General features: G+C 70.9%; 18 protein-coding genes and 1 tRNA gene. 6 read left to right on the forward strand and 13 right to left on the reverse strand.

Annotated elements, in window-relative coordinates; genetic code table 11:
• Nucleotides 1-654 (reverse strand): leucine-rich repeat domain-containing protein (locus tag AAH979_RS33965; protein ID WP_346262222.1); only part of this gene is annotated, 654 nt, incomplete at its 3' end.
• Nucleotides 655-910: 256 nt separating this feature from the next.
• Here AAH979_RS33965 and AAH979_RS33970 point away from each other — a divergent pair.
• Entirely contained in the window at nt 911-1,690 is a 780-nt protein-coding gene (locus AAH979_RS33970) for an SDR family oxidoreductase (RefSeq protein ID WP_346262223.1), read from the forward strand.
• A 37-nt stretch (nt 1,691-1,727) separates the two neighbouring features.
• Here the strand turns inward: AAH979_RS33970 and uvrB are convergent, their stop codons facing one another.
• The 3 genes from uvrB to rpsA form a co-directional block, all read right to left on the reverse strand.
• On the reverse strand, nt 1,728-3,839 hold the full coding sequence (gene uvrB / locus AAH979_RS33975; RefSeq protein ID WP_346262224.1) for an excinuclease ABC subunit UvrB: 2,112 nt from the start codon (nt 3,837-3,839) through the stop codon (nt 1,728-1,730).
• 428 nt (nt 3,840-4,267) lie between these two features.
• On the reverse strand, nt 4,268-5,470 hold the full coding sequence (gene coaE, locus AAH979_RS33980) for a dephospho-CoA kinase (RefSeq protein ID WP_346262225.1): 1,203 nt from the start codon (nt 5,468-5,470) through the stop codon (nt 4,268-4,270).
• A gap of 179 nt (nt 5,471-5,649) precedes the next feature.
• Entirely contained in the window at nt 5,650-7,155 is a 1,506-nt protein-coding gene (gene rpsA, locus AAH979_RS33985) for a 30S ribosomal protein S1 (protein ID WP_346262226.1), read from the reverse strand.
• A gap of 406 nt (nt 7,156-7,561) precedes the next feature.
• On the opposite strand from rpsA, the gene AAH979_RS33990 reads away from it, so the two are divergent.
• The 4 genes from AAH979_RS33990 to AAH979_RS34005 all read left to right on the forward strand — a co-directional run bounded on the left by AAH979_RS33990 (nt 7,562) and on the right by AAH979_RS34005 (nt 9,743).
• Entirely contained in the window at nt 7,562-8,407 is an 846-nt protein-coding gene (locus AAH979_RS33990; RefSeq protein ID WP_346262227.1) for a class I SAM-dependent methyltransferase, read from the forward strand.
• 28 nt (nt 8,408-8,435) lie between these two features.
• Nucleotides 8,436-9,038 carry a Uma2 family endonuclease gene (locus AAH979_RS33995; protein WP_346262228.1) on the forward strand — a complete coding sequence of 201 codons (603 nt, stop codon included), beginning with the start codon at nt 8,436-8,438 and terminating at the stop codon, nt 9,036-9,038.
• A gap of 98 nt (nt 9,039-9,136) precedes the next feature.
• Nucleotides 9,137-9,313, forward strand: a complete 177-nt coding sequence (locus AAH979_RS34000; protein ID WP_346262229.1) for a DUF2945 domain-containing protein — start codon at nt 9,137-9,139, stop codon at nt 9,311-9,313.
• Nucleotides 9,306-9,743, forward strand: a complete 438-nt coding sequence (locus AAH979_RS34005; RefSeq protein WP_346262230.1) for a DUF3140 domain-containing protein — start codon at nt 9,306-9,308, stop codon at nt 9,741-9,743. Before AAH979_RS34000 ends, AAH979_RS34005 begins: the two co-directional genes overlap by 8 nt.
• 22 nt (nt 9,744-9,765) lie before the next feature.
• On the opposite strand, the gene polA is transcribed toward AAH979_RS34005, so the two are convergent.
• The 8 genes from polA to AAH979_RS34045 form a co-directional block, all read right to left on the reverse strand.
• On the reverse strand, nt 9,766-12,453 hold the full coding sequence (gene polA, locus AAH979_RS34010; RefSeq protein WP_346262231.1) for a DNA polymerase I: 2,688 nt from the start codon (nt 12,451-12,453) through the stop codon (nt 9,766-9,768).
• A gap of 192 nt (nt 12,454-12,645) precedes the next feature.
• Nucleotides 12,646-13,356, reverse strand: coding sequence for an ABC transporter ATP-binding protein (locus AAH979_RS34015; RefSeq protein WP_346262232.1), 711 nt, complete (start codon nt 13,354-13,356; stop codon nt 12,646-12,648).
• Entirely contained in the window at nt 13,346-14,248 is a 903-nt protein-coding gene (locus tag AAH979_RS34020; protein WP_346262274.1) for an ABC transporter ATP-binding protein, read from the reverse strand. Before AAH979_RS34020 ends, AAH979_RS34015 begins: the two co-directional genes overlap by 11 nt.
• A 31-nt stretch (nt 14,249-14,279) precedes the next feature.
• Nucleotides 14,280-15,428 carry a branched-chain amino acid ABC transporter permease gene (locus AAH979_RS34025; protein ID WP_346262233.1) on the reverse strand — a complete coding sequence of 383 codons (1,149 nt, stop codon included), beginning with the start codon at nt 15,426-15,428 and terminating at the stop codon, nt 14,280-14,282.
• Entirely contained in the window at nt 15,425-16,408 is a 984-nt protein-coding gene (locus tag AAH979_RS34030; RefSeq protein WP_346262234.1) for a branched-chain amino acid ABC transporter permease, read from the reverse strand. Before AAH979_RS34030 ends, AAH979_RS34025 begins: the two co-directional genes overlap by 4 nt.
• A gap of 64 nt (nt 16,409-16,472) precedes the next feature.
• Nucleotides 16,473-17,618, reverse strand: coding sequence for a branched-chain amino acid ABC transporter substrate-binding protein (locus tag AAH979_RS34035; protein WP_346262235.1), 1,146 nt, complete (start codon nt 17,616-17,618; stop codon nt 16,473-16,475).
• 286 nt (nt 17,619-17,904) lie between these two features.
• Nucleotides 17,905-19,080 carry a hypothetical protein gene (locus tag AAH979_RS34040; RefSeq protein ID WP_346262236.1) on the reverse strand — a complete coding sequence of 392 codons (1,176 nt, stop codon included), beginning with the start codon at nt 19,078-19,080 and terminating at the stop codon, nt 17,905-17,907.
• A 74-nt stretch (nt 19,081-19,154) separates the two neighbouring features.
• Nucleotides 19,155-19,772, reverse strand: coding sequence for a response regulator (locus AAH979_RS34045; protein WP_203862146.1), 618 nt, complete (start codon nt 19,770-19,772; stop codon nt 19,155-19,157).
• 86 nt (nt 19,773-19,858) lie between these two features.
• Between AAH979_RS34045 and AAH979_RS34050 the strand changes: the two genes are divergently transcribed.
• Nucleotides 19,859-19,931 (forward strand) — tRNA-Leu (locus AAH979_RS34050).
• 64 nt (nt 19,932-19,995) lie between these two features.
• On the opposite strand, the gene AAH979_RS34055 is transcribed toward AAH979_RS34050, so the two are convergent.
• The gene (locus tag AAH979_RS34055; protein ID WP_346262237.1) at nt 19,996-21,759 is read right to left on the reverse strand and encodes an FtsX-like permease family protein; all 1,764 of its coding nucleotides are present in this window, start codon (nt 21,757-21,759) and stop codon (nt 19,996-19,998) included.
• Nucleotide 21,760: the final 1 nt, after the last annotated feature.

Raw genomic sequence — 21,760 nt, forward strand, 5'->3', positions numbered from 1 at the left:
AATCTCCGCGTTACGCAACCCCAACGACCGCAACGCCGGCAACCGCGCCCCACCCAGAATCGGCGCCAGATCCTCCACAGTGGCGTCCCCGCCGTACTCGTCGGTGCCGAGCCACAGCTCCAGGTGCTCCAGCGCCGGCAGATCGCACTCGGCGATCGCCCGGACCACGTGTCCGGGCAGGCCACCGGCCTCGATCGCCAGCTCGCGCAGTGCGGTGTGCCGGGTCGGGGTGAGGGTCAACCCCTCGGTCGCGCCACGGATGCGGAGGATCTCCAGTCCCGGGTACGCCGCCAGCAGCGGGGCCGGATCGGCCTGGGTGATCCAGGAGATCTCCGACTGCTCCATCACCATCTCGCCCATGAACAGCGCCGTCAACCCGGTCAGTCGCGGCGCCAATCGGACCAGCAGATCGACGGGGGCGGCTTCCTCGTACGCCGCGCCCCAGTCGCCGACGATCAGTGCGGAGACCTTGGCGGGGTCGACAGCGGTCAGGAACCGCTCGGTCAGGTCGGCGAAGTCTCCGTCGCCCTGCGGAAAGTCGGTGAGGCTGAGCCGCCAGGCAACCGTGTCGGGCGCCACGTCCGGCAGTCGGTCCGGCTGGAAGTCGACCACCGGCAGCCCGGCGAATTCGGTGATGTGCGAATTGATCGTCATTGGGGGACTCCGGAAAAGGCTCGGGGGCGGCAGAACCCTAACAAGGCGACCCGACATCCGACCGCCCGGCGCGGCGCCGACAGCAGCGACCTGCCCGCACACCGCTTCCCGTTCCCGGACCGCTCCGCACGCCGGGCGCCGGGCACGCGGTGGGCTGGCCGGGCGGTTCTCCGGACGGCGTACCGCTCGCGTCGCCGGCTGCTCCGCCGGCAATTCCTGCTGGCCGGGAACGGGCGGATCGGGTTGACTCTGCGGCATGGAGGAACGGGTCGCGTTGATTACCGGGGTCAGCCGCCGGGTCGGGATCGCCGCCGCGGTCGCCCGGCGGTTCGCGGCCGCCGGCTACCGCCTACAGCTGACCGGCCTGCCCGGGTACGACGAGGCGCAGCCGTACGGCGGCGACCCCGAGGGCGTCCCGGGGCTGCTGACCGAGCTGGAACAGGTGACCGGCGACCCCGACGTGGCCCGGTACCGGGCCGCCGACCTGACCTCGCCGACCGCCCCCGCCGAACTGATCGAGACGGCGGTACGCACGCACGGCCGGCTCGACGTGCTGGTCGCGGTGCACGCCTACTCGACACACACCCCGCTCGGCAAGCTCGACGCGGACGAGATCGACCGGCACCTGGTCGTCAACGTGCGGGCGACCCTGCTGCTGGTCGAGGCGTTCGCGGCGGCCTTCGACGCCGGCTCCGGAGGCCGACTGGTGCTCTTCTCCAGCGGCCAGCGGCTCGGCCCGATGCCCGGCGAGCTGGCGTACGCGGCCAGCAAGGCCGGGGTGGAGAACCTGGCCCGGCAGTTGAGTCCGCTGTTGATGCCGAGGGGCATCACGGTGAACTGCGTCAACCCCGGGCCGACCGACACCGGCTGGGCCTCGCCCGAGGACCTGGCCGCAAGCGGGCACCTCTTTCCCGGCGGCGAGTGGGGCCGCCCGGACGACGCCGCCCGGCTCGTCGAGTGGCTCTGCTCGCCGGACGGCCGCTGGATCACCGGACAGGTGATCGACTCCGAGGGCGGCTTCAACCGGTACGCCTGACGGCTTCGACCACCGCGACCCGGGCCGGCGCCGGTGGTCAGTTGACCCCGGCCGCGTCCATGCCGCGCAGCTCCTTCTTCAGTTCGGCCACCTCGTCGCGGATCCGGGCGGCCAGCTCGAACTGGAGCTCCCGAGCCGCGGCGAGCATCTGGTCGTTGAGCTCCTGGATGAGCTGGGCCAACTCGGCCCGGGCCATCCCCTCCCGGGCCGGCGCGGCACCGATCCGGCCCCGGCTGCGGGTCTCCGGCGTCGGCGCCTTGCCCCGGGACATCTGCCGCACCGCGCCGCCGACCCGGGTGGTCGCCCCCTCGGTGTCCTCGGCCTCCCGGTAGATGTCGTCCAGGATGTCGTGGATCTTCTTGCGCAACGGCTCCGGGCTGATCCCGTTCGCCTCGTTGTGCGCGACCTGCTTGGCCCGGCGCCGGTTGGTCTCCTCGATCGCCTCGGCCATCGACGGGGTCATCTTGTCGGCGTACATGTGCACCTGGCCGGAGACGTTCCGGGCGGCTCGGCCGATGGTCTGGATCAGCGACCGGCCGCTGCGCAGGAAGCCCTCCTTGTCGGCGTCGAGGATCGCCACCAACGACACCTCGGGCAGGTCCAGCCCCTCCCGGAGCAGGTTGATCCCGACCAGTACGTCGTAGTCGCCCTTGCGCAGCTCGCGCAGCAGCTCCACCCGGCGCAGCGTGTCGACCTCGGAGTGCAGGTAGCGGACCCGGATGCCGTGCTCCAGCAGGTAGTCGGAGAGATCCTCGGCCATCTTCTTGGTCAGCGTGGTGACCAGCACCCGCTCGTCCCGCTCGGTGCGCAGCTTGATCTCGTGCATCAGGTCGTCGATCTGCCCCTTGGTGGGCTTGACCACCACCTCGGGGTCGACCAGGCCGGTCGGCCGGATCACCTGCTCGACCACCTCGCCCTGGGCCTGCTCCAGCTCCCACGGGCCGGGTGTGGCGGAGAGGAAGACCATCTGGCCGACCCGGTCCAGGAACTCGTCGAAGCGCAGCGGCCGGTTGTCGGCGGCGCTGGGCAGCCGGAAGCCGTGGTCGATCAGCATCCGCTTGCGGGAGGCGTCGCCCTCGTACATGCCGCCGATCTGCGGGATGGTGACGTGCGACTCGTCGACCACGGTCAGGTAGTCGTCGGGGAAGTAATCCAGCAGACAGTGCGGCGCGCTGCCCGGCGACCGGCCGTCGATGTGCATCGAGTAGTTCTCGATGCCGGAGCAGAAGCCGACCTGGCGCATCATCTCCACGTCGTAGCTGGTGCGCATCCGCAGCCGCTGCGCCTCCAGCAGCTTGCCCTGCCGCTCCAGCTCGGCCAGCCGCTCGGCCAGCTCGGCCTCGATGCCGGCGAGCGCCCGCTCCATCCGCTCGGGGCCGGCGGTGTAGTGGGTGGCCGGGAAGATCAGCAGGTGGTCGACCTCCCGGACCACCTCGCCGGTCAGCGGGTGCAGGTAATAGAGCTTCTCCACCTCGTCGCCGAAGAACTCGATCCGGAGCGCCAGCTCCTCGTACGCCGGGATGATCTCCAGCGTGTCGCCCCGGACCCGGAAGGTGCCCCGGTTGAAGGCCATGTCGTTGCGGGTGTATTGCACATCGACCAGCCGGCGGAGCAGCTTGTCCCGCTCGATCTCCTGACCGATCTGGATCCGCACCGACCGGTCCAGGTATTCCTGCGGGGTGCCCAGGCCGTAGATCGCCGACACGGTGGCGACCACCACCACGTCCCGGCGGGTCAGCAGGGACATCGTGGTCGCGTGCCGCAGCCGCTCGACCTCCTCGTTGATCGAGGAGTCCTTCTCGATGTAGGTGTCGGTCTGCGGGATGTACGCCTCGGGCTGGTAATAGTCGTAGTACGAGACGAAGTATTCGACGGCGTTGTGCGGCAGCAGCTCGCTGAACTCCTTGGCGAGCTGGGCACAGAGGGTCTTGTTGGGTGCCAGCACCAGGGTGGGGCGCTGCAACCGCTCGATCAGCCAGGCGGCGGTCGCACTCTTGCCGGTGCCGGTCGCGCCGAGCAGCACGGTGTGCCGCTCGCCCCGACGCACCCTGCGCTCCAGGTCGTCGATGGCGGTCGGCTGGTCACCCGAGGGCTGGAACTCGGAGATCACCTGGAAGCGGCCGTCGAGCCGCGGAATGTCGAGCGCCATGACCTCAACCGTACGCCGACGGTGTGACAAGCCGCCGGGCCACGGTGGGTACACGATCGGCTTCGATATCGTCATTGTGTGTGAAAGATCACCGCGCTACCGTTCTAGGGTAGGCCGCTCGCGGCGGCCGCCCGGGTCTGCGACCCCAGCCGCCACACCGGCTGGGTCGCATCCGGCGCAGGGGTTGCAGCCCCGGCCCAGGCCGGCGAGCGCACCGACGCGGTCGCGCGAGAGCGCAGACCGGCCGCCGCGAGCGCCCTTTACGTCCCTCCCCCGGCGTTGCCGCCCGCCGCCATGGGTGCCGACCGCCGATCTCATCGCCGCCGCTGACCTCCGGCGCCGGGCGCCGATCTCGTTGCGGCCGCCGGCCTCCGGTTCCGCCGGGCGATCCCCGCGAGGACGCGGCTATCCGGCGGCTCCGCTGCCTCTCACGAGCCCTCCTCCGGCGGCGCCGGCCGCCAACCAGCGGCCGTCGCCCACTCCTCGGCATACCGGTGCTCCAGGTCGAACCACGGCTCCTTCGCCTCGGCGTAGCCGTCAAGATCCGGGCCGGCCGCCGCCAGCCGCCGCTTCACGGCCAGATAGTCGGCCCGGCGCTCCGGGTCGGCCCGCAGGTGGTCACGCATCAGCAGGGCGAACCGCCAGCCGGGCGAGTCGATCTCCCGGACGTGCAGGTTGACCAGCCGGCCCGGGTCCGCGCCGCCGTGCAGCCGCTTCTCCCACCGGGAGGTGTGGTCCGGGTGGCGCGGGTTGTCCCACCACTGCCCGGGACAGCGCGGAAAGCCGGCATCGGCGAGCCGGTCGGCCAGTGCATCGGCCTCGGCCAGCGAGGCGACGCCCAACTGGATGTCGACGACGTCCTTGGTCGCCAGTCCGGGCACCGAGGTCGAGCCGATGTGGTCAACGCGTACCTCGGCCGGGGCGACGGCGTGCCGGATCCGGGCGGCGAGCCGCTGGTACTGGGCCGGCCAGCTCGGGTCGGGCTCGACCAGCCGCGCCTCGGTCGCCCGTACCGGCCGGCGCTCCCGGACGTTGCGTTCGTACGGCGTCAGCCGGTCCCGCCACAACTCGTCCACCGCGGCATGCAGCTCGGCCAGCGCACCGTCGTTGTCCAGCAGTACGTCGGCGGCAACCGCCCGCCGCTCGTCGCCGGCCTGTGCCCGGATCCGCTGCGCCGCCTGTTCGGCGGTCATGCCACGGTCCCGGACCAGCCGCTCGACCCGGGTCGACTCGGCGGCCCGCACCACCAGCACCAGGTGGTACGTCGGGGCGAGCCCCACCTCGACCAGCAGCGGTACGTCGTTGACCACGATGGCGTCCGGAGCCGCACCGTGGATCAGTTCGGCGCTGCGCCGGCGTACCCGGGGATGGATGATCGCCTCCAGCCTGGCCCGCGCCGACGGGTCGGCGAAGACGATCTCGCCGAGCGCCGCCCGGTCCAGGCTGCCGTCCTCCGCGCACACCCGGGCGCCGAACGCGGCCACCACCTCCCGCAACCCGTCGGTACCGGGCTCCACCACCTCACGGGCGATCCGGTCGGAGTCGACCACTACCGCACCGAGGTCGGCCAGCCTGGCCGCGACGACGCTCTTTCCCGACCCGATCCCACCGGTGAGTCCGACCTTCAGCACCGGTCCAGTCAACCCGATCGGCGGCCGCTCGCCAAGATCTTCGGATTCCGCACCCCATTCCGGGCACCCGCTACCGGCGAGCCGGCCGGGAAACGAGCCGGGAAAGGGAGAAGGCCCGCTTCCCGGGCCGGTCGAGCCGGTCCGGGAAGCGGGCCTCCGCCGCCTGTACTACGCGTCGACTACTTGCCGCCGGCGAGCTTCTCCCGCAGTGCGGCGAGAGCCTCGTCGGTCGCCAGCGTGCCGGCCGGCTCCTCCGCCTGGCGGGCCGGAGCGGTGCTGGTGGACGAGGTGCCGCCACCGCCACCACCGGCGCCACCGGTCGCGGCCGCCGGGTTGGCCGCAGCTTCGGCGTCGGCCGCCCGGGAGTTCTGCACCTGCTTGGTGTGCGCCTCCCAGCGGTTGCGAGCCTCGGCGTACTGCTGCTCCCACGCCTCCCGCTGCTTGTCGAAGCCCTCGAGCCACTCCCCGGTCTCCGGGTCGAAGCCCTCCGGGTAGATGTAGTTGCCCTCGTTGTCGTAGGTCGCGGTCATGCCGTAGAGGGTCGGGTCGAAGTGCTCCTCGCCCTCGACGAAGCCCTCGTTGGCCTGCTTGAGCGAGAGCGAGATCCGCCGCCGCTCCAGGTCGATGTCGATGACCTTGACCATGACGTCCGAGCCGACCTGGACGACCTGCTCCGGGATCTCCACGTGGCGCTCGGCCAGCTCGGAGATGTGCACCAGGCCCTCGATGCCGTCGTCCACCCGGACGAACGCACCGAACGGCACCAGCTTGGTGACCTTACCCGGCACGATCTGCTGGATCGCGTGGGTACGGGCGAACTGGCGCCACGGGTCCTCCTGGGTCGCCTTCAGCGACAGCGAGACCCGCTCGCGGTCGAGGTCGACGTCCAGCACCTCGACCTCGACCTCCTGGCCGACCTCGACGACCTCGGACGGGTGGTCGATGTGCTTCCAGGAGAGTTCGGAGACGTGCACCAGACCGTCCACGCCGCCAAGGTCGACGAACGCGCCGAAGTTGACGATCGAGGAGACGACGCCCTTGCGGACCTGGCCCTTCTGCAGCTTGTTGAGGAACTCGGTGCGCACCTCGGACTGGGTCTGCTCCAGCCAGGCCCGGCGGGACAGCACCACGTTGTTGCGGTTCTTGTCCAGCTCGATGATCTTGGCTTCGAGCTCCCGGCCGACGTACGGCTGGAGGTCCCGCACCCGACGCATCTCGACCAGGGAGGCGGGCAGGAAGCCACGCAGCCCGATGTCCAGGATGAGGCCGCCCTTGACCACCTCGATGACGGAGCCGCGGACGACACCGTCCTCGTCCTTGATCTTCTCGATCGTGCCCCAGGCGCGCTCGTACTGGGCCCGCTTCTTCGAGAGGATCAGCCGCCCCTCCTTGTCCTCCTTCTGGAGGACGAGGGCCTCGATGTGGTCACCGACCGACACCACCTCGGCGGGATCGACGTCGTGCTTGATCGACAACTCGCGCGAGGGGATGACGCCCTCGGTCTTGTAGCCGATGTCGAGCAGGACCTCGTCCCGATCGACCTTGACGACGGTGCCTTCGACAATGTCGCCGTCGTTGAAGTACTTGATGGTCTCGTCGATCGCGGCGAGGAAAGCTTCCTCGGAACCGAGGTCGTCGACGGTGACCTTGGTGGCGCTCGAGGGGGCCTCGATGCTGCTCGTCATGTGGGCGGTTGCTCCGGTCGGATGGATGTCACAGCAGGTTTGTGTCGCGGTGACCCTTTACGCCTGCGGATCCGTCGTCAGGTGCACCGGGCGATCGCTGCTCCGACCGCGGGGATTATCCGACGACCGCGGACCTGCTCCCTGCCGAGGCACACGATCCGCGAGCGCATCGAACAGCTTACCGTGCGCATTACCACAGCATGCAAGCCCTCCCCGCACGTGATGAGATCCGCTGTCCACTGCTCGGGAAGAGGTCGCCGAGGCGCCGTGGTCCGCGCCCGGAGAGCACCTTACCCCGCACCGGTACCGGCAAACGGCAACCGAACCGCGCCGAAACGGTCGGTGACGCCGCCCTGGCCGGGACCCGACCGGCGCCCGCGCCGCCCCCGGGCACTAGCGTGGCGGGATGCCCGAGAACACCCTGGCCGAGCTGCCCGAGGACGACCCGCCCGGGGTGCTCCGGCGCCCCGTCACCGACGGCGAGAGCCGGCGGGCCAACCGGCGCTGGTGGGATGCCGACGCCGACGACTACCAGGCCGAACACGGGGCGTTCCTGGGCCAGGCAGACTTCGTCTGGTGCCCGGAGGGGCTGCGCGAGGCCGACGCCCGGCTGCTCGGCGAGCTGGCCGACCGGCGGGTGCTCGAACTCGGCTGCGGCGCGGCCTCGGCGGCCCGCTGGCTGGCCGGCGAGGGTGCCCGGCCGGTCGGGCTGGACCTCTCCGCCGGCATGTTGCGGCACGCCGCGCTCGGGGCCACCGCCTCCGGGGTACGGGTGCCACTGGTCCAGGCCGACGCCCTCGCGCTGCCGTTCCGGGCGGCCAGCTTCGACATCGTCTGTACCGCGTTCGGCGCGATCCCGTTCGTGGCGGACTCGGCGGCGGCGCTGCGCGAGGTGTACCGGGTGCTCCGGCCCGGCGGCCAGTGGGTGTTCTCGGTCACCCACCCGATGCGGTGGATCTTCCTCGACGACCCGGGCGAGGGCGGGCTGGTCGTCAAGCACTCGTACTTCGACCGCGACCCCTACGTCGAGCAGGATGCCACCGGCACCCCGACCTACGTCGAACAGCACCGCACCCTCGGCGACCGGGTACGCGAGATCGTCGGCGCCGGCTTCGTACTGCGCGACCTGGTGGAGCCGGAGTGGCCGGCCGGCCACGAGCAGATCTGGGGGCAGTGGAGCCCGCTGCGCGGCCGGCTCTTCCCCGGCACCGCCATCTTCGTCTGCGACAAACCGGACAGCGCGGCGACCTGACATCGGGCCGGCTCAGTATGCTGAGCCGATGAGCGCCGAGCCGGTCGCGGACATGCCCGGGCCCTGGCAGCCGGACCCGGTCCGGCAGCGCCAGGCCGGCTACCGGCTGGAAGACCTGCTGCGCCTGCCGCCGGACGCCCCCCGGGTCGAACTCGTCGACGGAGTCATCCACGTGGTCCCCTCCCCCACCCTGGGCCATCAAGACATCTCGTACCTGCTCCGGCGTTGGCTGGGCGACCACGCACCGGAGCACCTGCGGGTGGCGCAGGCGGTCGGGGTGGCGCTGGGCGCCGACTACACCCGGGAGCCGGACGTCCTGGTCTACCGGGCGGAGGTCTCGGGCGACCGACACTTCCTGCTGCCGCACGAGGTGGTGCTCGCGGTCGAGGTCGTCTCGCCCGGCACCCGGCGTACCGACCGGTTCAGCAAGCCGGCCGAGTACGCCGCCGCCGGCATCGCCTGCTACTGGCGGGTGGAGCAGGATCCGGTCCGGGTGTACGCCTACCGGCTGGCCGACCGGCCCGGGCGCAGCGGCAACCGGGAGTACGAACTGCTCGCCGAGGCCGACGAACTGCTCGAACTGGCCCAGCCGTTCCCGATCACGTTGCCGATCGGCGACATCACCCCGTAAGTCCCCTTCCTGCCCCGGCCCGCGTACCGGTTACCGCCCCGGCCGGTCGGGTAGACCGCCGTATGCCAGAGCGGAGGAAGCTGCGCAGGGGCGACCGGGTGAGCTGGCGTAGCCACGGTTCCCGCGCGTACGGCACGGTCCAGGAGGAGATCACCGAACGGACGTACGCCGGGAAGCGCACCGTCGCCGCGTCCGAGGAGAATCCGCAGTACCGGGTCCGCACCGACGAGGGGCGGGACGCGGTGCACAAGCCGGAGGCGTTGTTCGATGAGTAGTCGGGACGACGACGGCCGGGACACCGTCCGGGAGTTCCGGGAGGCGGTGAACATGAACCCGGGCGAGTTGGGCAGGTGGCTGGCGACCGACGACTCGAAGGCGGTGGGTTGGCGCCGGGGCGGCCGGGGTGGCGGCGAGTCGGTCGGGCACGAGTCCGGCCGGCGGATCGTCGACCTGCTGCGCAAGCGGGCGAACCAGTTCACCGACCGCGACTTCGCGCACATGCGCAAGGTCGTCGGGTACGTCCGGCGGCACATGGCCCAGCGCCCGGCCGGCGACGTACGCGACACCAGGTGGCGCTACTCGCTGATGAACTGGGGCCACGACCCGCTGAAGGCGCCGCTGCCGGCGGTCGGCGGACCGTCCCGAAAGGCCCGGCAACGGCACCAGGAGGCCGAACGCTCATCGGGCCGGAACCGGCGCCGCTGACGCTCGACCCCGGCCGACGCGGTCAGTGGTCGGCGCTGTTCCAGTCGGAACCGACGCCGACGGAGACCTCCAGTGGCACGGCCAGCGGATAGGCGCCACCCATCTCGCGCCGGACCAGCGCCTCAAGGTCGGCCCGCTCGCCGGGCGCCACCTCGAAGACGAGTTCGTCGTGCACCTGGAGCAGCATCCGGGAACGCAGGTCGGCGTCGCGCAGCGCGGTGTCGACGTGCAGCATCGCCACCTTGATGATGTCGGCGGCCGAGCCCTGGATCGGGGCGTTCAGCGCCATCCGCTCGGCCATCTCCCGGCGCTGCCGGTTGTCGCTGACCAGGTCGGGCAGGTAGCGCCGACGGCCGAGGATGGTCTCGGTGTAGCCGTCCTTCACCGCCTTCTTCACCACGGTCTGGAGGTAGTCCCGGACCCCGCCGAAGCGGCTGAAGTATTCCTCCATCAGGGCGCGGGCCTCGTCGGCGGCGATCCCGAGCTGCTGGCCGAGGCCGAACGCGCTCAGCCCGTACGCCAGGCCGTAGTTCATCGCCTTGATCTTGCGCCGCTGGTCCGGGGTGACCTCGGCCACCGACACCCCGAAGACCGAGGACGCGGTCGCGGCGTGGAAGTCGGCGCCGGAGTTGAACGCCTCGATCAGCGCGGCGTCGCCGGAGAGGTGCGCCATGATCCGCATCTCGATCTGGCTGTAGTCGGCGGTGAGTAGGCAGTCGTAGCCCGGCCCCACCACGAAGGCCCGGCGGATCCGCCGGCCCTCCTCGGTGCGGATCGGGATGTTCTGCAGGTTGGGGTCGGTGGAGGAGAGCCGGCCGGTCGCCGCGACCGTCTGGTGGAACGTGGTGTGGATTCGGCCGTCGTCGGAGACCGACTTGAGCAGGCCGTCCACCGTGGACTTGAGCCGGGCCACGTCGCGGTGCCGGAGCAGGTGCTCCAGCAGCGGATGCGGCTGCTGAGCGTAGAGCCACTGCAGGGCGTCGGCGTCGGTGGTATAGCCGGTCTTGATCTTCTTGGTCTTGGGCAGGCCGAGCTCGGTGAAGAGGATCTCCTGCAACTGCTTGGGCGAGCCGAGGTTGAACTCCCGCCCGATCACCCCGTACGCCGCCTGGGCCACCGCCTTCACCTCGCCGGCGAAGTGCGCCTCCAGCTCCGACAGGTAGTCGGTGTCGGCGGCGATGCCGGTCCGCTCCATCGCGGCGAGCACCTCGACCAGGGGCTGCTCCACCTCGCCGAGGAGTCCGGCCGACTGCTCGCCGTCCCGGGACAGCTCGGCGCCGATGGCATCGGCCAGGTCCAGGGTGGCCCGGGCCCGGAGCATCAGGTTCTGCTCGACCTCGCCGTCGTTGCCCAGGCCGTCGAAGGCGAGCTGGCCGGTCTCCGGCGCGTCGACCTTCAACTCCCGGTGCAGGTAGCGCAGCGCCAGGTCGGTGAGGTCGTAGGAGCGCTGGTCGGGGCGGGCCAGGTACGCGGCGAGCGCGGTGTCCCGGGCCACCCCGCGCAGCGTCCAGCCGTGCGCGGCGAGGGCCAGCAGCGCCGGCTTACTGTCGTGCAGCACCTTGGGCCGTTCCGGGTCGGCCAGCCAGCCGGCCACCGCCGCCTCGTCGGCCTCGGTCAGCCCGGCCGGGTCGAACCAGCCTCCCACCCCGGTCGCGGTGGCCAGCGCGACGCCGGTCAGCGCGCCGGTGCCTCGGCCGAACGAGCCGGCGACAGCGATCCCGACCGGAGTGCCGGGCCGCACGTGCTCGGCGAGCCAGCCGGCCACCTCTCCGGTCGGCAGGACCTTGCCGGCCAGGTCGAAACCGGCCTCGGCCTCCGGCTCCACCGCGTCGAGGTATTGGTAGAGCCGGTCCCGCAGGATGCGGAACTCCAGGGTGTCGAAGACCTGATGCACCGCCTCCCGGTCCCAGCCGGGCCAGCGGGTGTCCTCGGCGCGCAGCGGCAACTCCAGGTCGGAGACCAGGCAGTTGATCTCGTAGTTCCGGATCACGTCGGCGAGCCGTTCGCGCAGGTTGTCGCCGGCCTTGCCCTTGATCTCGTCGGCCCGGGCGACCACACCCTCGACGCCGCCGTATTGCAGGATCCACTTCGCGGCCGTCTTCGGGCCCACTCCCGGCACGCCGGGGAGGTTGTCGCTGGTCTCGCCGACCAGCGCCGCCAGGTCGCGGTACTGCTCCGGACCGACGCCGTAGCGCTCGGCGACCGCCGCCCGGTCAATCCGGGCCAGGTCGGAGACGCCCTTGCGGGGGTAGAGCACGGTGATCCGGTCATCGACGAGTTGGAAGGCGTCCCGGTCACCGGTGCAGATCAGCACCTCCATGCCGGCGTCCCGGCCCTGGCAGGCGAGGGTGGCGAGCACGTCGTCGGCCTCGTAGCCCGGCTTCTCCACCGTCGGCACCCGGAGCGCGGCCAGCACCTCCTTGACCAGGCTGACCTGGCCGGCGAACTCGCCCGGCGTCTCCGAGCGGCCGGCCTTGTATTCGGCGTAGCGCTCGGTGCGGAACGACCGCCGGGAGACGTCGAAGGCCACCACGATGTGCGTGGGGCGTTCGTCGCGGAGCACGTTGATCAGCATCGAGGTGAAGCCGTAGACCGCGTTGGTCGGCTGCCCGGTCGTGGTGGAGAAGTTTTCCACCGGCAGGGCGAAGAACGCCCGGTATGCGAGCGAATGACCGTCGAGCAGCAGCAGGCGCGGCGTGGAAGCTGTCACGATAGGCGACTCTAGTCCGCACCCCCGACAGCGCATCCACCGCCGGGCCGCCCGGCGGACTCGGCGGCACGCCCGGTCCGGCGGTGCCGATCGGCGACGGGCCGGCGGGGCGGCGGCCCGACCTGGAACGTGCCAGCGCAGCCGCGGAAGCCCCGGTCCGGACGACCGGACCGGGGCTTGCCGGGTACGGGATCAGGCGACCCCGAGATAGGCCTCCTTGACCGCCGGGTCGTGCAGCAGTTCCTGGCCGGTGCCCTCCTTGACGATCCGGCCGGTCTCCAGCACGTAACCCCGGTGCGCCCGGGAGAGCGCCTGCTGGGCGTTCTGCTCCACCAGCAGCACCGTGGTGCCCTGCTGGTTGATCTCCGTCACGATGTCGAAGATCTGCTTGATCACCAGCGGAGCCAGCCCCATCGAGGGCTCGTCCAGCAACAGCAGCTTCGGCCGGCTCATCAGGGCCCGGCCCACCGCCAGCATCTGCTGCTCGCCACCGGAGAGCGTGCCGCCGGCCTGCTTGCGCCGCTCGGCCAGCCGGGGGAACAGCCCGAACACCCGCTCCAGGTCGGCGGCGATCCCAGCGGAGTCTCGCCGGGTGTACGCCCCCATGTCCAGGTTCTCCAGCACCGTCATACCGGGGAAGATCTGCCGGCCCTCCGGAGACTGGCAGAGTCCCCGGCCCACCCGCAGGTCGGCCCGGAGCCGGCTGATGTCCTCACCGGCGAACCGGATCGCACCGCCGGCCAGCCCCCGGATGCCGGAGATGGCCCGCATCGTGGTGGTCTTGCCGGCACCGTTGGCGCCGATCAGGGCCACGATCTCGCCCTCGTCGACGTGCAGGCTGATCCCGTGCAGGGCTTCGATCCGCCCGTACGCCACCGTGACGTTCTCGAGTTCAAGCAGCATCGACGGACTCCCCCAGGTACGCGGCGATCACCCGCGGGTCTCGGCTGACCTCTTCGGGCGTACCCTCGGCGATCTTGGTGCCGAACTCCAGCACCACGACCCGGTCGGTGACGCCCATGACCAGCCGCATGTCGTGCTCGATCAGCAGCACGGTGTGGCCCCGGTCGCGGATCTGCCGGATGAGCGCGAGCAGTTGCTCCTTCTCCGCCGGGTTGAACCCGGCGGCCGGCTCGTCCAGGCAGAGCAGCTTCGGCTCGGTGGCCAGCGCCCGGGCGATCTCCAGCCGGCGCTGGTCGCCGTAGGAGAGGTTGCGGGCCACCTCGTTCGCCCGGCCCTCGATGCCGACGAAGCGGAGCAGTTCCAGCGACTTCTTCTCCGCCGCCCGCTCCTCCAGAGTGTGCCGGGAGATGCCGAAGATCTTGGCGCAGGTCAGGCGCACCTGCTGCCAGGTCCGGTAGAGCGGGACCTCCGAGTCCACCACCGGCAACTCCTCCGGCTTGGGCTTGACCCGGTAGGAGCGGAAGAGCGCCCCGATCACGCTGGTCTTGTGCCGGGAGTCCGTCCCGACCATCACGTTCTCCAGCGCGGTCATCTCGGGGAAGAGCCGGATGTTCTGGAAGGTACGCGAGATGCCCATCCGGCTGATCTCCGGTGGCTTCCGGCCGCTGACCCGGGCGCCGGCGAAGCGCACCTGGCCCGACGTCGGCTTGAACACCCCGGTCATCACGTTGAAGCAGGTGGTCTTGCCCGCGCCGTTCGGACCGATCAGCCCGAGGATCTCGCCCTCGTGGATCTGGAAGCTGACCTCGTTGAGCGCGACCACGCCGCCGAAGCGGAGCACGACCTGGTCGATCTCGAGCAGCAACCGGCGTGGTCCGGGCTGGCTGGGGATCGCCGGCTCGCGGGCCTCCGTAGAGGTCGTCTCAGACACTGACCTTCGCCTCCTTCGCCCGGTCCTGGAGTTCACGGGCACGCCGCCGGCTGGGGATCAGACCCTGCGGCCGCAGGACCATCACCACCACCATCGCGAAGCCGAACGCCACCCACCGGTAGTCGCTGACGAACCGGAACCGCTCCGGCAGGTACGCCAGCAGCACCGCACCGAACGCGACCCCGACCATGTTGCCCGAACCGCCGACCACCACCATCGCGACGAAGAGGATCGAGAGGGTGGCGTTGAACTGGCTCGGGTCGATGAAGGCGTTCCGGCTGGCGAAGAGGAACCCGGAGAGGCCGCCCAGCGCCGCGCCGATCGCGAAGGCCCAGAGCTTGAACTTGAAGCCGTTCACGCCCATCACGGCGGCCGCGTCCTCGTCCTCCCGGATCGCCAGCCAGGAGCGGCCGACCCGGCTGTTCTCCAGCCGGCGCACGGCGAAGACCATCAGCAGCACGACGGTGATCGCCAGCCAGTACCAGGGCTTGAGGTCCTGGAGACCGAAGATCTTGTTGTCCGCGGACGGCGCGCCCTCCGGCCCGGGGATCGCGGAGATCCCGGCGGCGCCGTTGGTGACCCCGGTGAGGTTACGGGCGACGATCCGGATGATCTCGCCGAAGCCGAGCGTGACGATGGCCAGGTAGTCACCGCGCAGCCGCAGCGTCGGCCAGCCCAATATCACCCCGGAGGTGAGGCTCAGCGCGATCGCCAGCGGGATGCAGATCGCCCACGCCACCGCCCAGGTGGGTTCGAGGTCGAAGGTCCGCTGCATCCACTTGACCACCGGCGAGTTCGTCGAGCCGAACAGCGCCACGCTGTAGGCGCCGATCGCGAAGAACCCGATGTAGCCCAGGTCGAGCAGGCCGGCGAGCCCGACCACCACGTTCAGGCCGATCGCGACCAGGACGTAGATGGCGCAGGTGAAGAGCACGCCCGCCCAGCTGTTGCCGCCGTCGATCGAGTCGGTACGCAGCCAGGTCAGGCCGGGGATGCCGAGCAGGGGAAGGTAGTAGAGGAACGCGATGAACGCGAGGATCCCGACGATCCGCTGCCAGGGCGGCAGTGCGGTCCAGCGGTCGGCGATCCCGGAGAGCGCGGCACGGCGGCGGGCCTCGGTGGCCCGGAGCTTGTCCATCATGCGCGGGCCCTCCCGAGCGACTCGCCGAGCAGACCGGTCGGCCGGAACATCAGCACGACGATGAGCACCACGAACGCCACCACGTCCTCCCAGGCCGAGGTGTAGAGCGTGGCGGCGTAGACCTCGACCAGGCCGAGGAAGAGGCCGCCGAGCAGGGCGCCCCGCAGGTTGCCGATCCCGCCGAGCACCGCGGCGGTGAACGCCTTGAGGCCGAGGACGAAGCCGAGACTGCTCTGGGTGAAGCCGAAGCGGACGCTCCAGAGCAGCGCCGCGGCGCCGGCCATCACCCCGCCGAGCACGAAGATGAGCATGATGACCCGGTCCTGGTTGACCCCCATCAGGGCGGCGGTCTCCGGGTTCTGGGCCACCGCCCGCACGCCGCGGCCGTACCGGGTCCGGTTGATGAACCAGTCCAGCGCCGCCATCATCACCAGAGCGGAGACGAAGACGATCGCCTGCACGTTGGTGATCGCCGTGTCACCGATGGTGAGCAGCGGCTTCTGCTCGATAATCGTCGGCATGCCGACGATCTGGCGCTCCCGACCGAACAGCGTGGGGAAGACGCCGCCGACGAGTCGCGGCAGCAGCAGGCCGAGGATCTCCACCAGCACGAGCGAGAGTCCGATCGCGGTGATGAGGAAGACCAGCGGTGGCGCGTTGCGCTTGCGCAGGGGTTTGTATGCGATGCGTTCCAGTGCCAGCGCGGTACCGCCGGAGGCGACCGCAGCGGCGACCAGACCGATGATGAGGAAGAGGATCGCCTGCCCGGCGGCGGGATGGTCCTGCATCCCGAACGCGGTCCACGCGCCGAGGACGGCGAAGGTACCCACCACGAAGACCTCGGAGTGGGCGAAGTTGATCAGCCGGAGTACGCCGTAGACCAGGGTGTAACCGAGGGCGATCAACGCGTAGATCGCGCCCTTGGAGAGACCGTCGACGGTGTGCTGGCCGAAGTGGCCGAATAGTTCGTCGAAGTTCACAAAAGCTCCTTGCATCGAGCGCGGCCGGGGGGTTCTCCCCCGGCCGCCCTCAAAAAGAACCCGGTCAGCTGATCTTGAGTTCCTGCAGCGCGGTGATCTGCTTGTTCTTCACCTCGTACGCCCAGATCACGACCTTGGTCGGGTCCACGTCGCCCTTGCCGTCGAACTTGATGTACTTCGACACACCCTGCTTGTCGTAGGCCTTGACGAAGTCCAGGATGTCCTTCCGGGTCTGCTTGCCCGCGTCGAACGCGTCCAGGAAGACCTTGGCACCGTCGTAGCCCTCGGCGCCGTACGAACCCGGCGCGATGTTGTACTCCTTCTGGTAGTCCGCCGAGAAGGTGCCGCCGGCCTTGTCGGCGGGCAGGCACGGGCAGGTGATGACGGCGCCCTCGGCACCGCCGGCCGCGCCCTCGGGGAACGCCGGGTCGTAGAGACCGTCCGGACCGATGAACTTCGCGGTCACACCCGCGGCGCGCATCTGACGGACCAGCGGAGCGGCCTCACGGGTGTAGCCGCCGTAGAACAGGTAGTCGGCGCCACTGCTCTTGATCTTGGAGACGGTGGCGTCGAACTGCGACTGCCGCTCCTGGATCTTGTCGGTGGCCACCACCAGCGGGCCGAGCGCCTTGCCGAGCTCGGCGGTGATGCCCGCGCCGTACGCGCTGCCGTCGTCGACGACGAAGACCTTCTGCGCGTTCTGGCCCTTGAGGTAGGTCGCCACCGCGGCGGCCTGGGTGCCGTCGTGACCGACCACCCGGAAGAACGAGGTGTTGCCCTTCTGGGTCAGGTCGATCCGGGTGGCCGACGGGCTCACCATGGCCAGGCCGGCGGCCTGGTAGACCGGCATCGTCGCGTCGCTCTCACCGGAGAAGTGCCCGCCGATCACGCCGAGGAACGACGCGTCGCCCGCGATCTGGCTCGCGAACGGGGTGGCAACGGCGGGGTCGCCCTGGGTGTCGAACTCCTGCAGGGTGACCTGGCAGTCCGGCTTCGCCGCGTTGTGCTGCTTGACGGCGAGCTTGGCGCCGTTCAGCGACGGGATGACCAGACCCGCGTTGTCACCGGTGAACGCACCGAAGATCGCGATCTTGCCGCCACAGGCCTCAGCCTCGGTGCTGCCGCCGCCCGAGTCCTGGCAGCCGGCCGCGGCCACCATAACCGCCGCCAGGGCGGTGGTGCTCAGCGCCCGTACATACTTACGCCTCACGGCTCCTTGACCTCCTCAAGATGCAGGCGACGACGGCCTGGTGGCGGGTAGTGCCGGGATCGGCCCACCCCACCGCCGGACGATTAACGTCCACCTGCGTTACGGCTCGTGATGGCGGAGCGTACCGAGGCTTATTCGGTCAAGGAAAGGTCTGGGGGCCGGGCTTGCCAAACCGTTACGAACACGTGCACACCTTTGACCACAGCCGTAACAACCGAGTCCGGCTACGCCCCTTATCTGACCTGCTGTCCGGTCCCGCCGCACCCGTCTCCGGGGCCTCGACGGGTTACGTTCCGGAGGACAGCCGGGTGCTCCAGACGGCCGCCTCCCGGCCGTCGTCCACGGCCAGCAGCACCTGGTCGGCTACGGCGAACACGCTGACGTCCCGGTTCGCGCCGGCCGGCATCGGCACCGGCCCGGTCACCGGCCGCCAGCCGCGGCCCTCGTCCGCGCCGGACCAGAGCGAGTACGACGCCCCGTCGGAGACGGCGGCGAGCAGCCCGTCCCCGGCCACGGCCAGCGCGCCCACCGCCGGAGCCCCGGCGGAGCCGTGCGTGCCGAATGCGCCGACCGACTCCCAGCCCTGCGGCCCGCGTCGCCAGACACCGAACTCCTTGCCCCGCAGTCCCACCGCCACCGGTGTCCCCGCCAGCATCACGACCCGCTGCAGTTCCTCGTACGCCTCGGTCGCCGGCACCGGATCCCGCTGCCAGGTCCGGCCGTCCGGCGAGGTCCAGCCGAGCGGGTCCCGGTCGATCCGGCCGCCGGGCGGCAGGATGCCGCCGACCATCAGCCAGCCCTGCGGGGTCGCCACCGCGTCGAAGCCCCAGGTCGTGCCCCGTCCGTCGGTGGCTAGCTCCGGCACGCCCTCCATGATCTCGAACTCGCCCGCGTCGGCGGAGACCCAGGAGGCCACCCCGCTGGACCGGTTACCGGCGATCAGGTAGCCCCTCGGACCCGCGACCAGCCGGGCGACGTTAACGGCCGTCGGACCGCCGTACAGCTCGAACCGGGCCTCGACCTCCACCAGGGAGCCGTCGGGGAGCTGCCGCCAGCTGCTCGCCCGGGGATTGCCGTGCGCCCCGCCCGGCTTGTCGCCGAGGATCGCGACCCGGCCGTCGCGGCAGGCCGCCGAGTAGAGCACACTGCGCCGCCCGTAGTAGCCCTTCGGCTCCAGCGACATCGCCGCCCAGGTCACCCCGTCGGTGCTGGTCCAGGCCGCCGGCCGGGTTTCTCCGGCGGCGCCGCCGACCCCGCCGACCGCATACCACCGGCCGGCACAGCCGGTGACGTCCCGCACCATCGGTCGGCCGGGGGTCCCGGCCGGTGCGGGCAGGGTCAGCCGCTGCCACTGCGGCCGGACCGGCTCGGGCGGCGGCTCCGGCGCGGGCTCCGAACAGCCGGCGCCGAGCAGCACGGCCGCGAGGACCATGGCGCCGATGCCACGCCGTCCGGGGAACATCGCCCGAGTGTAAGCCCGGAGTACGACGCCGGTTGCCCCTCGACCGGTCCCGAACAACCCCTCGGCCGGCGGACTCAGCCTGCCTCGGCCGGCTCCGCGCCGGTGCCCTCGGCCAGGATCCGCTCGGCCACCTCGCGCATCGTCATCCGGTGGTCCATGGCGGTGCGCTGGATCCACTTGAACGCCTGCGGCTCGGTCATCCCGTAGGTCGTCATCAGCGCACCCTTGGCCCGCTCCACCGTCTTGCGGATCTCCAGGCGGTCGGTCAGGCCGGCCACCTCGGCCTCCAGAGCGGCGATTTCCGAGTAGCGAGACAGCGCGATCTCGATCGCCGGCACCAGGTCGCTCTTCTGGAACGGCTTGACCAGGTACGCCATCGCGCCGGCCGCCCGCGCCCGCTCCACCAGGTCCCGCTGGCTGAACGCGGTGAGGATGACCACCGGGGCGATCCGGCCACCGGCGATCCGCTCCGCCGCGGCCAGCCCATCCATGATGGGCATCTTGATGTCGAGGATGACGAGGTCGGGCTTCAACTCCTCGGCGAGGCGCACCGCAGTCTCGCCGTCGCCCGCCTCCCCCACCACGTCGTAGCCCTCCTCGACCAGCATTTCGGCCAGGTCCAGCCGGATGAGCGCCTCGTCCTCGGCGATCAACACCCGCCTACGCTCGGTACCAGCCTGAATGTCGGCCACGAGCCCCTACCCCCAACTACATTTCCGACACCTGCCCAGCCGGGTGTCGCCGCCCTCAGCGTAGTGGGTAGTCTTATCGACGCCAGGCCCCTGTAGCCCAACGGCAGAGGCGCGATTCTCAAAAGATCGAAAGTGTGGGTTCGAATCCCACCGGGGGCACTCGACACATACGCGTTTTGCCTGGTCGGGGACAGCTTGAGTGCGGAGCCAGGCACGACGGCTGTCAGGTCGGTGCGGACTGGAGTGTGTCCACGACCGGGCGCCGTGTGGCAACCATCGCCGGGATGGCGGTGAGTGCGGCGATGGCGAGCAGGACCCCGAGTGCGGTGGCGAGCAGCCAGGAACCGGGTGGGTACTGGACCTCGCCGGTGCTGAGGAACGTAACAAGCCCGATGCCGGCCGGGACCCCCACGGCGACGCCGGGTATGGCGGGAAGCAGTTGCGCCACCGCCAGGCCCACGCCGGCCTGTGCGGGCGTGGCACCCAGCGTCCGCGCGACGGCCAGCGGCTGCCGGGCGTCGAGGACCGCGGACCAGGTGCTCACGACGGCGTTGATGAGCGCAAGAGTGCACAGCACGACGGTGAGCAGGAGCGTGGCCTGCTCGCCCCGTTCCCATCGGGGATTGGCGAGCTCCGTGTAGCCGAGGTCGAAGTGCACCACACGGGTGTTGACCAGAAGTATGGCGACGAGTGCGGTCGTGGTGATCAGGGTGTTCACGGTGATCAGCCGGGCCCGGCGCGGCCGGCGCGCGTTGATCCGCACCCCGATCAGCAGGGCGGTGGGCAGCTGCCGCGACAGCCAGATACGCCACCATCGGCGCCGCGGTGGCGTTGCAGCGTCGGCCAGTGCATGGACGGTGCTGGTGGCGGCGGCGCGCACCACTGGTATCAGAGTCGCCGCCACAGCGATCGTGAGGGCGAGGGCCGTGACGGCGATCACCGTGCGGAGCGCGGGTGGCTGGGTGTTGACGGAACCGATGAGTCCGGCGCCGGGGCGGATCAGCACGGGTGCGGCGAACCAGCCCGCGGCCAGGCCCGTGGCGGCGGCGGCGAGCCCGATCACGAGGTACTCGGCGAGGTGGACGGCGGCGATCATGGCAGGTCCGGCGCCGACGGCCTTGAGCAGCCCCACCCGGCGGCGCTGGCCGATGATCCGGCCCGCGACGATGCCGGCGACGCCGGCCAGCGCAAGGCCGCTGAGCAGCCAACTGCCGACGAGCAGCGCTATCCGCGCGTCGCTGTACAGCCGACCGTTGAGGTGGCCGATCGCCTGCCAGGTGGTGAGTTGGTCGCCGACGGGGTACGTGGTGCTGGCCGCCGGGTCGGCGAGTTTGAGATTGAGGGTGTACGACAGCGGCTGGCCGCCCGCGAGCCTGGCCATGTCGCTGCGGTCGACCCAGACCAGGCCGCCGCGCTCGACCAGGACGCTGCCCGGGTAGTGCCACCCGGCGTACGGATACGTCGCTCTCGCGGCGGTGACCGCGGTCCCGTTCACGCGCAGCGGATGGCCGTCGACGCTGACCGTGTCGCCGGCACGGATGCCGAGGGCCTCGGCGAAGGCACGCTCGACGACCACGCCGCCGGGGCGTACCCAGGTGCCGTCGGTCACGGCGGGCCGGTCGATCGATACGGGTGCGCTGTCCCGGCCCTCGACGACGGCGTGCGCGGACTTGCCGCCGGCCGTCATCGTCAGGTAGGCGATCGGGAAGGGGCCGCTGTGATCGGTGACGCCGGCCGCGGTGGTCAGCGATGCGAGCTCGTCCAACGCGGCCTGACCGGTGGCCCGGGGTGTCACGATCACGTCCGGGCCGGCGGTGGCGGTCCGGGTCTGCTGGTACGGCCGGTCGGCGATGTCGTTGAGGGTGAGGCCGAGGGTCAGCGTGGCGGTGGCGGCGGTGACGGCGACCAGGAGCAGGACGGTTTCGGTCCGGCGGCGACGCAGATCCCGCATCAGCAGCCGGCACACGAGCAGGAGGCGGCCGGACATG

Origin of the sequence: Plantactinospora sp. ZYX-F-223, assembly GCF_039649625.1 — a bacterium.
Lineage (GTDB): Bacteria > Actinomycetota > Actinomycetes > Mycobacteriales > Micromonosporaceae > Plantactinospora.

Excerpts from the sequence above, each read along its gene's own strand:
- AAH979_RS34015 (WP_346262232.1), bottom strand. The coding sequence starts at position 13,356 with ATGCTGCTTGAACTCGAGAACGTCACGGTGGCGTACGGGCGGATCGAA.
- AAH979_RS33970 (WP_346262223.1), top strand. The coding sequence starts at position 911 with ATGGAGGAACGGGTCGCGTTGATTACCGGGGTCAGCCGCCGGGTCGGG.
- AAH979_RS34040 (WP_346262236.1), bottom strand. The coding sequence starts at position 19,080 with ATGTTCCCCGGACGGCGTGGCATCGGCGCCATGGTCCTCGCGGCCGTG.
- uvrB (WP_346262224.1), bottom strand. The coding sequence starts at position 3,839 with ATGGCGCTCGACATTCCGCGGCTCGACGGCCGCTTCCAGGTGATCTCC.
- AAH979_RS33995 (WP_346262228.1), top strand. The coding sequence starts at position 8,436 with ATGAGCGCCGAGCCGGTCGCGGACATGCCCGGGCCCTGGCAGCCGGAC.
- AAH979_RS33990 (WP_346262227.1), top strand. The coding sequence starts at position 7,562 with ATGCCCGAGAACACCCTGGCCGAGCTGCCCGAGGACGACCCGCCCGGG.
- AAH979_RS34025 (WP_346262233.1), bottom strand. The coding sequence starts at position 15,428 with ATGATGGACAAGCTCCGGGCCACCGAGGCCCGCCGCCGTGCCGCGCTC.
- rpsA (WP_346262226.1), bottom strand. The coding sequence starts at position 7,155 with ATGACGAGCAGCATCGAGGCCCCCTCGAGCGCCACCAAGGTCACCGTC.
- AAH979_RS34055 (WP_346262237.1), bottom strand. The coding sequence starts at position 21,759 with ATGTCCGGCCGCCTCCTGCTCGTGTGCCGGCTGCTGATGCGGGATCTG.
- AAH979_RS34005 (WP_346262230.1), top strand. The coding sequence starts at position 9,306 with ATGAGTAGTCGGGACGACGACGGCCGGGACACCGTCCGGGAGTTCCGG.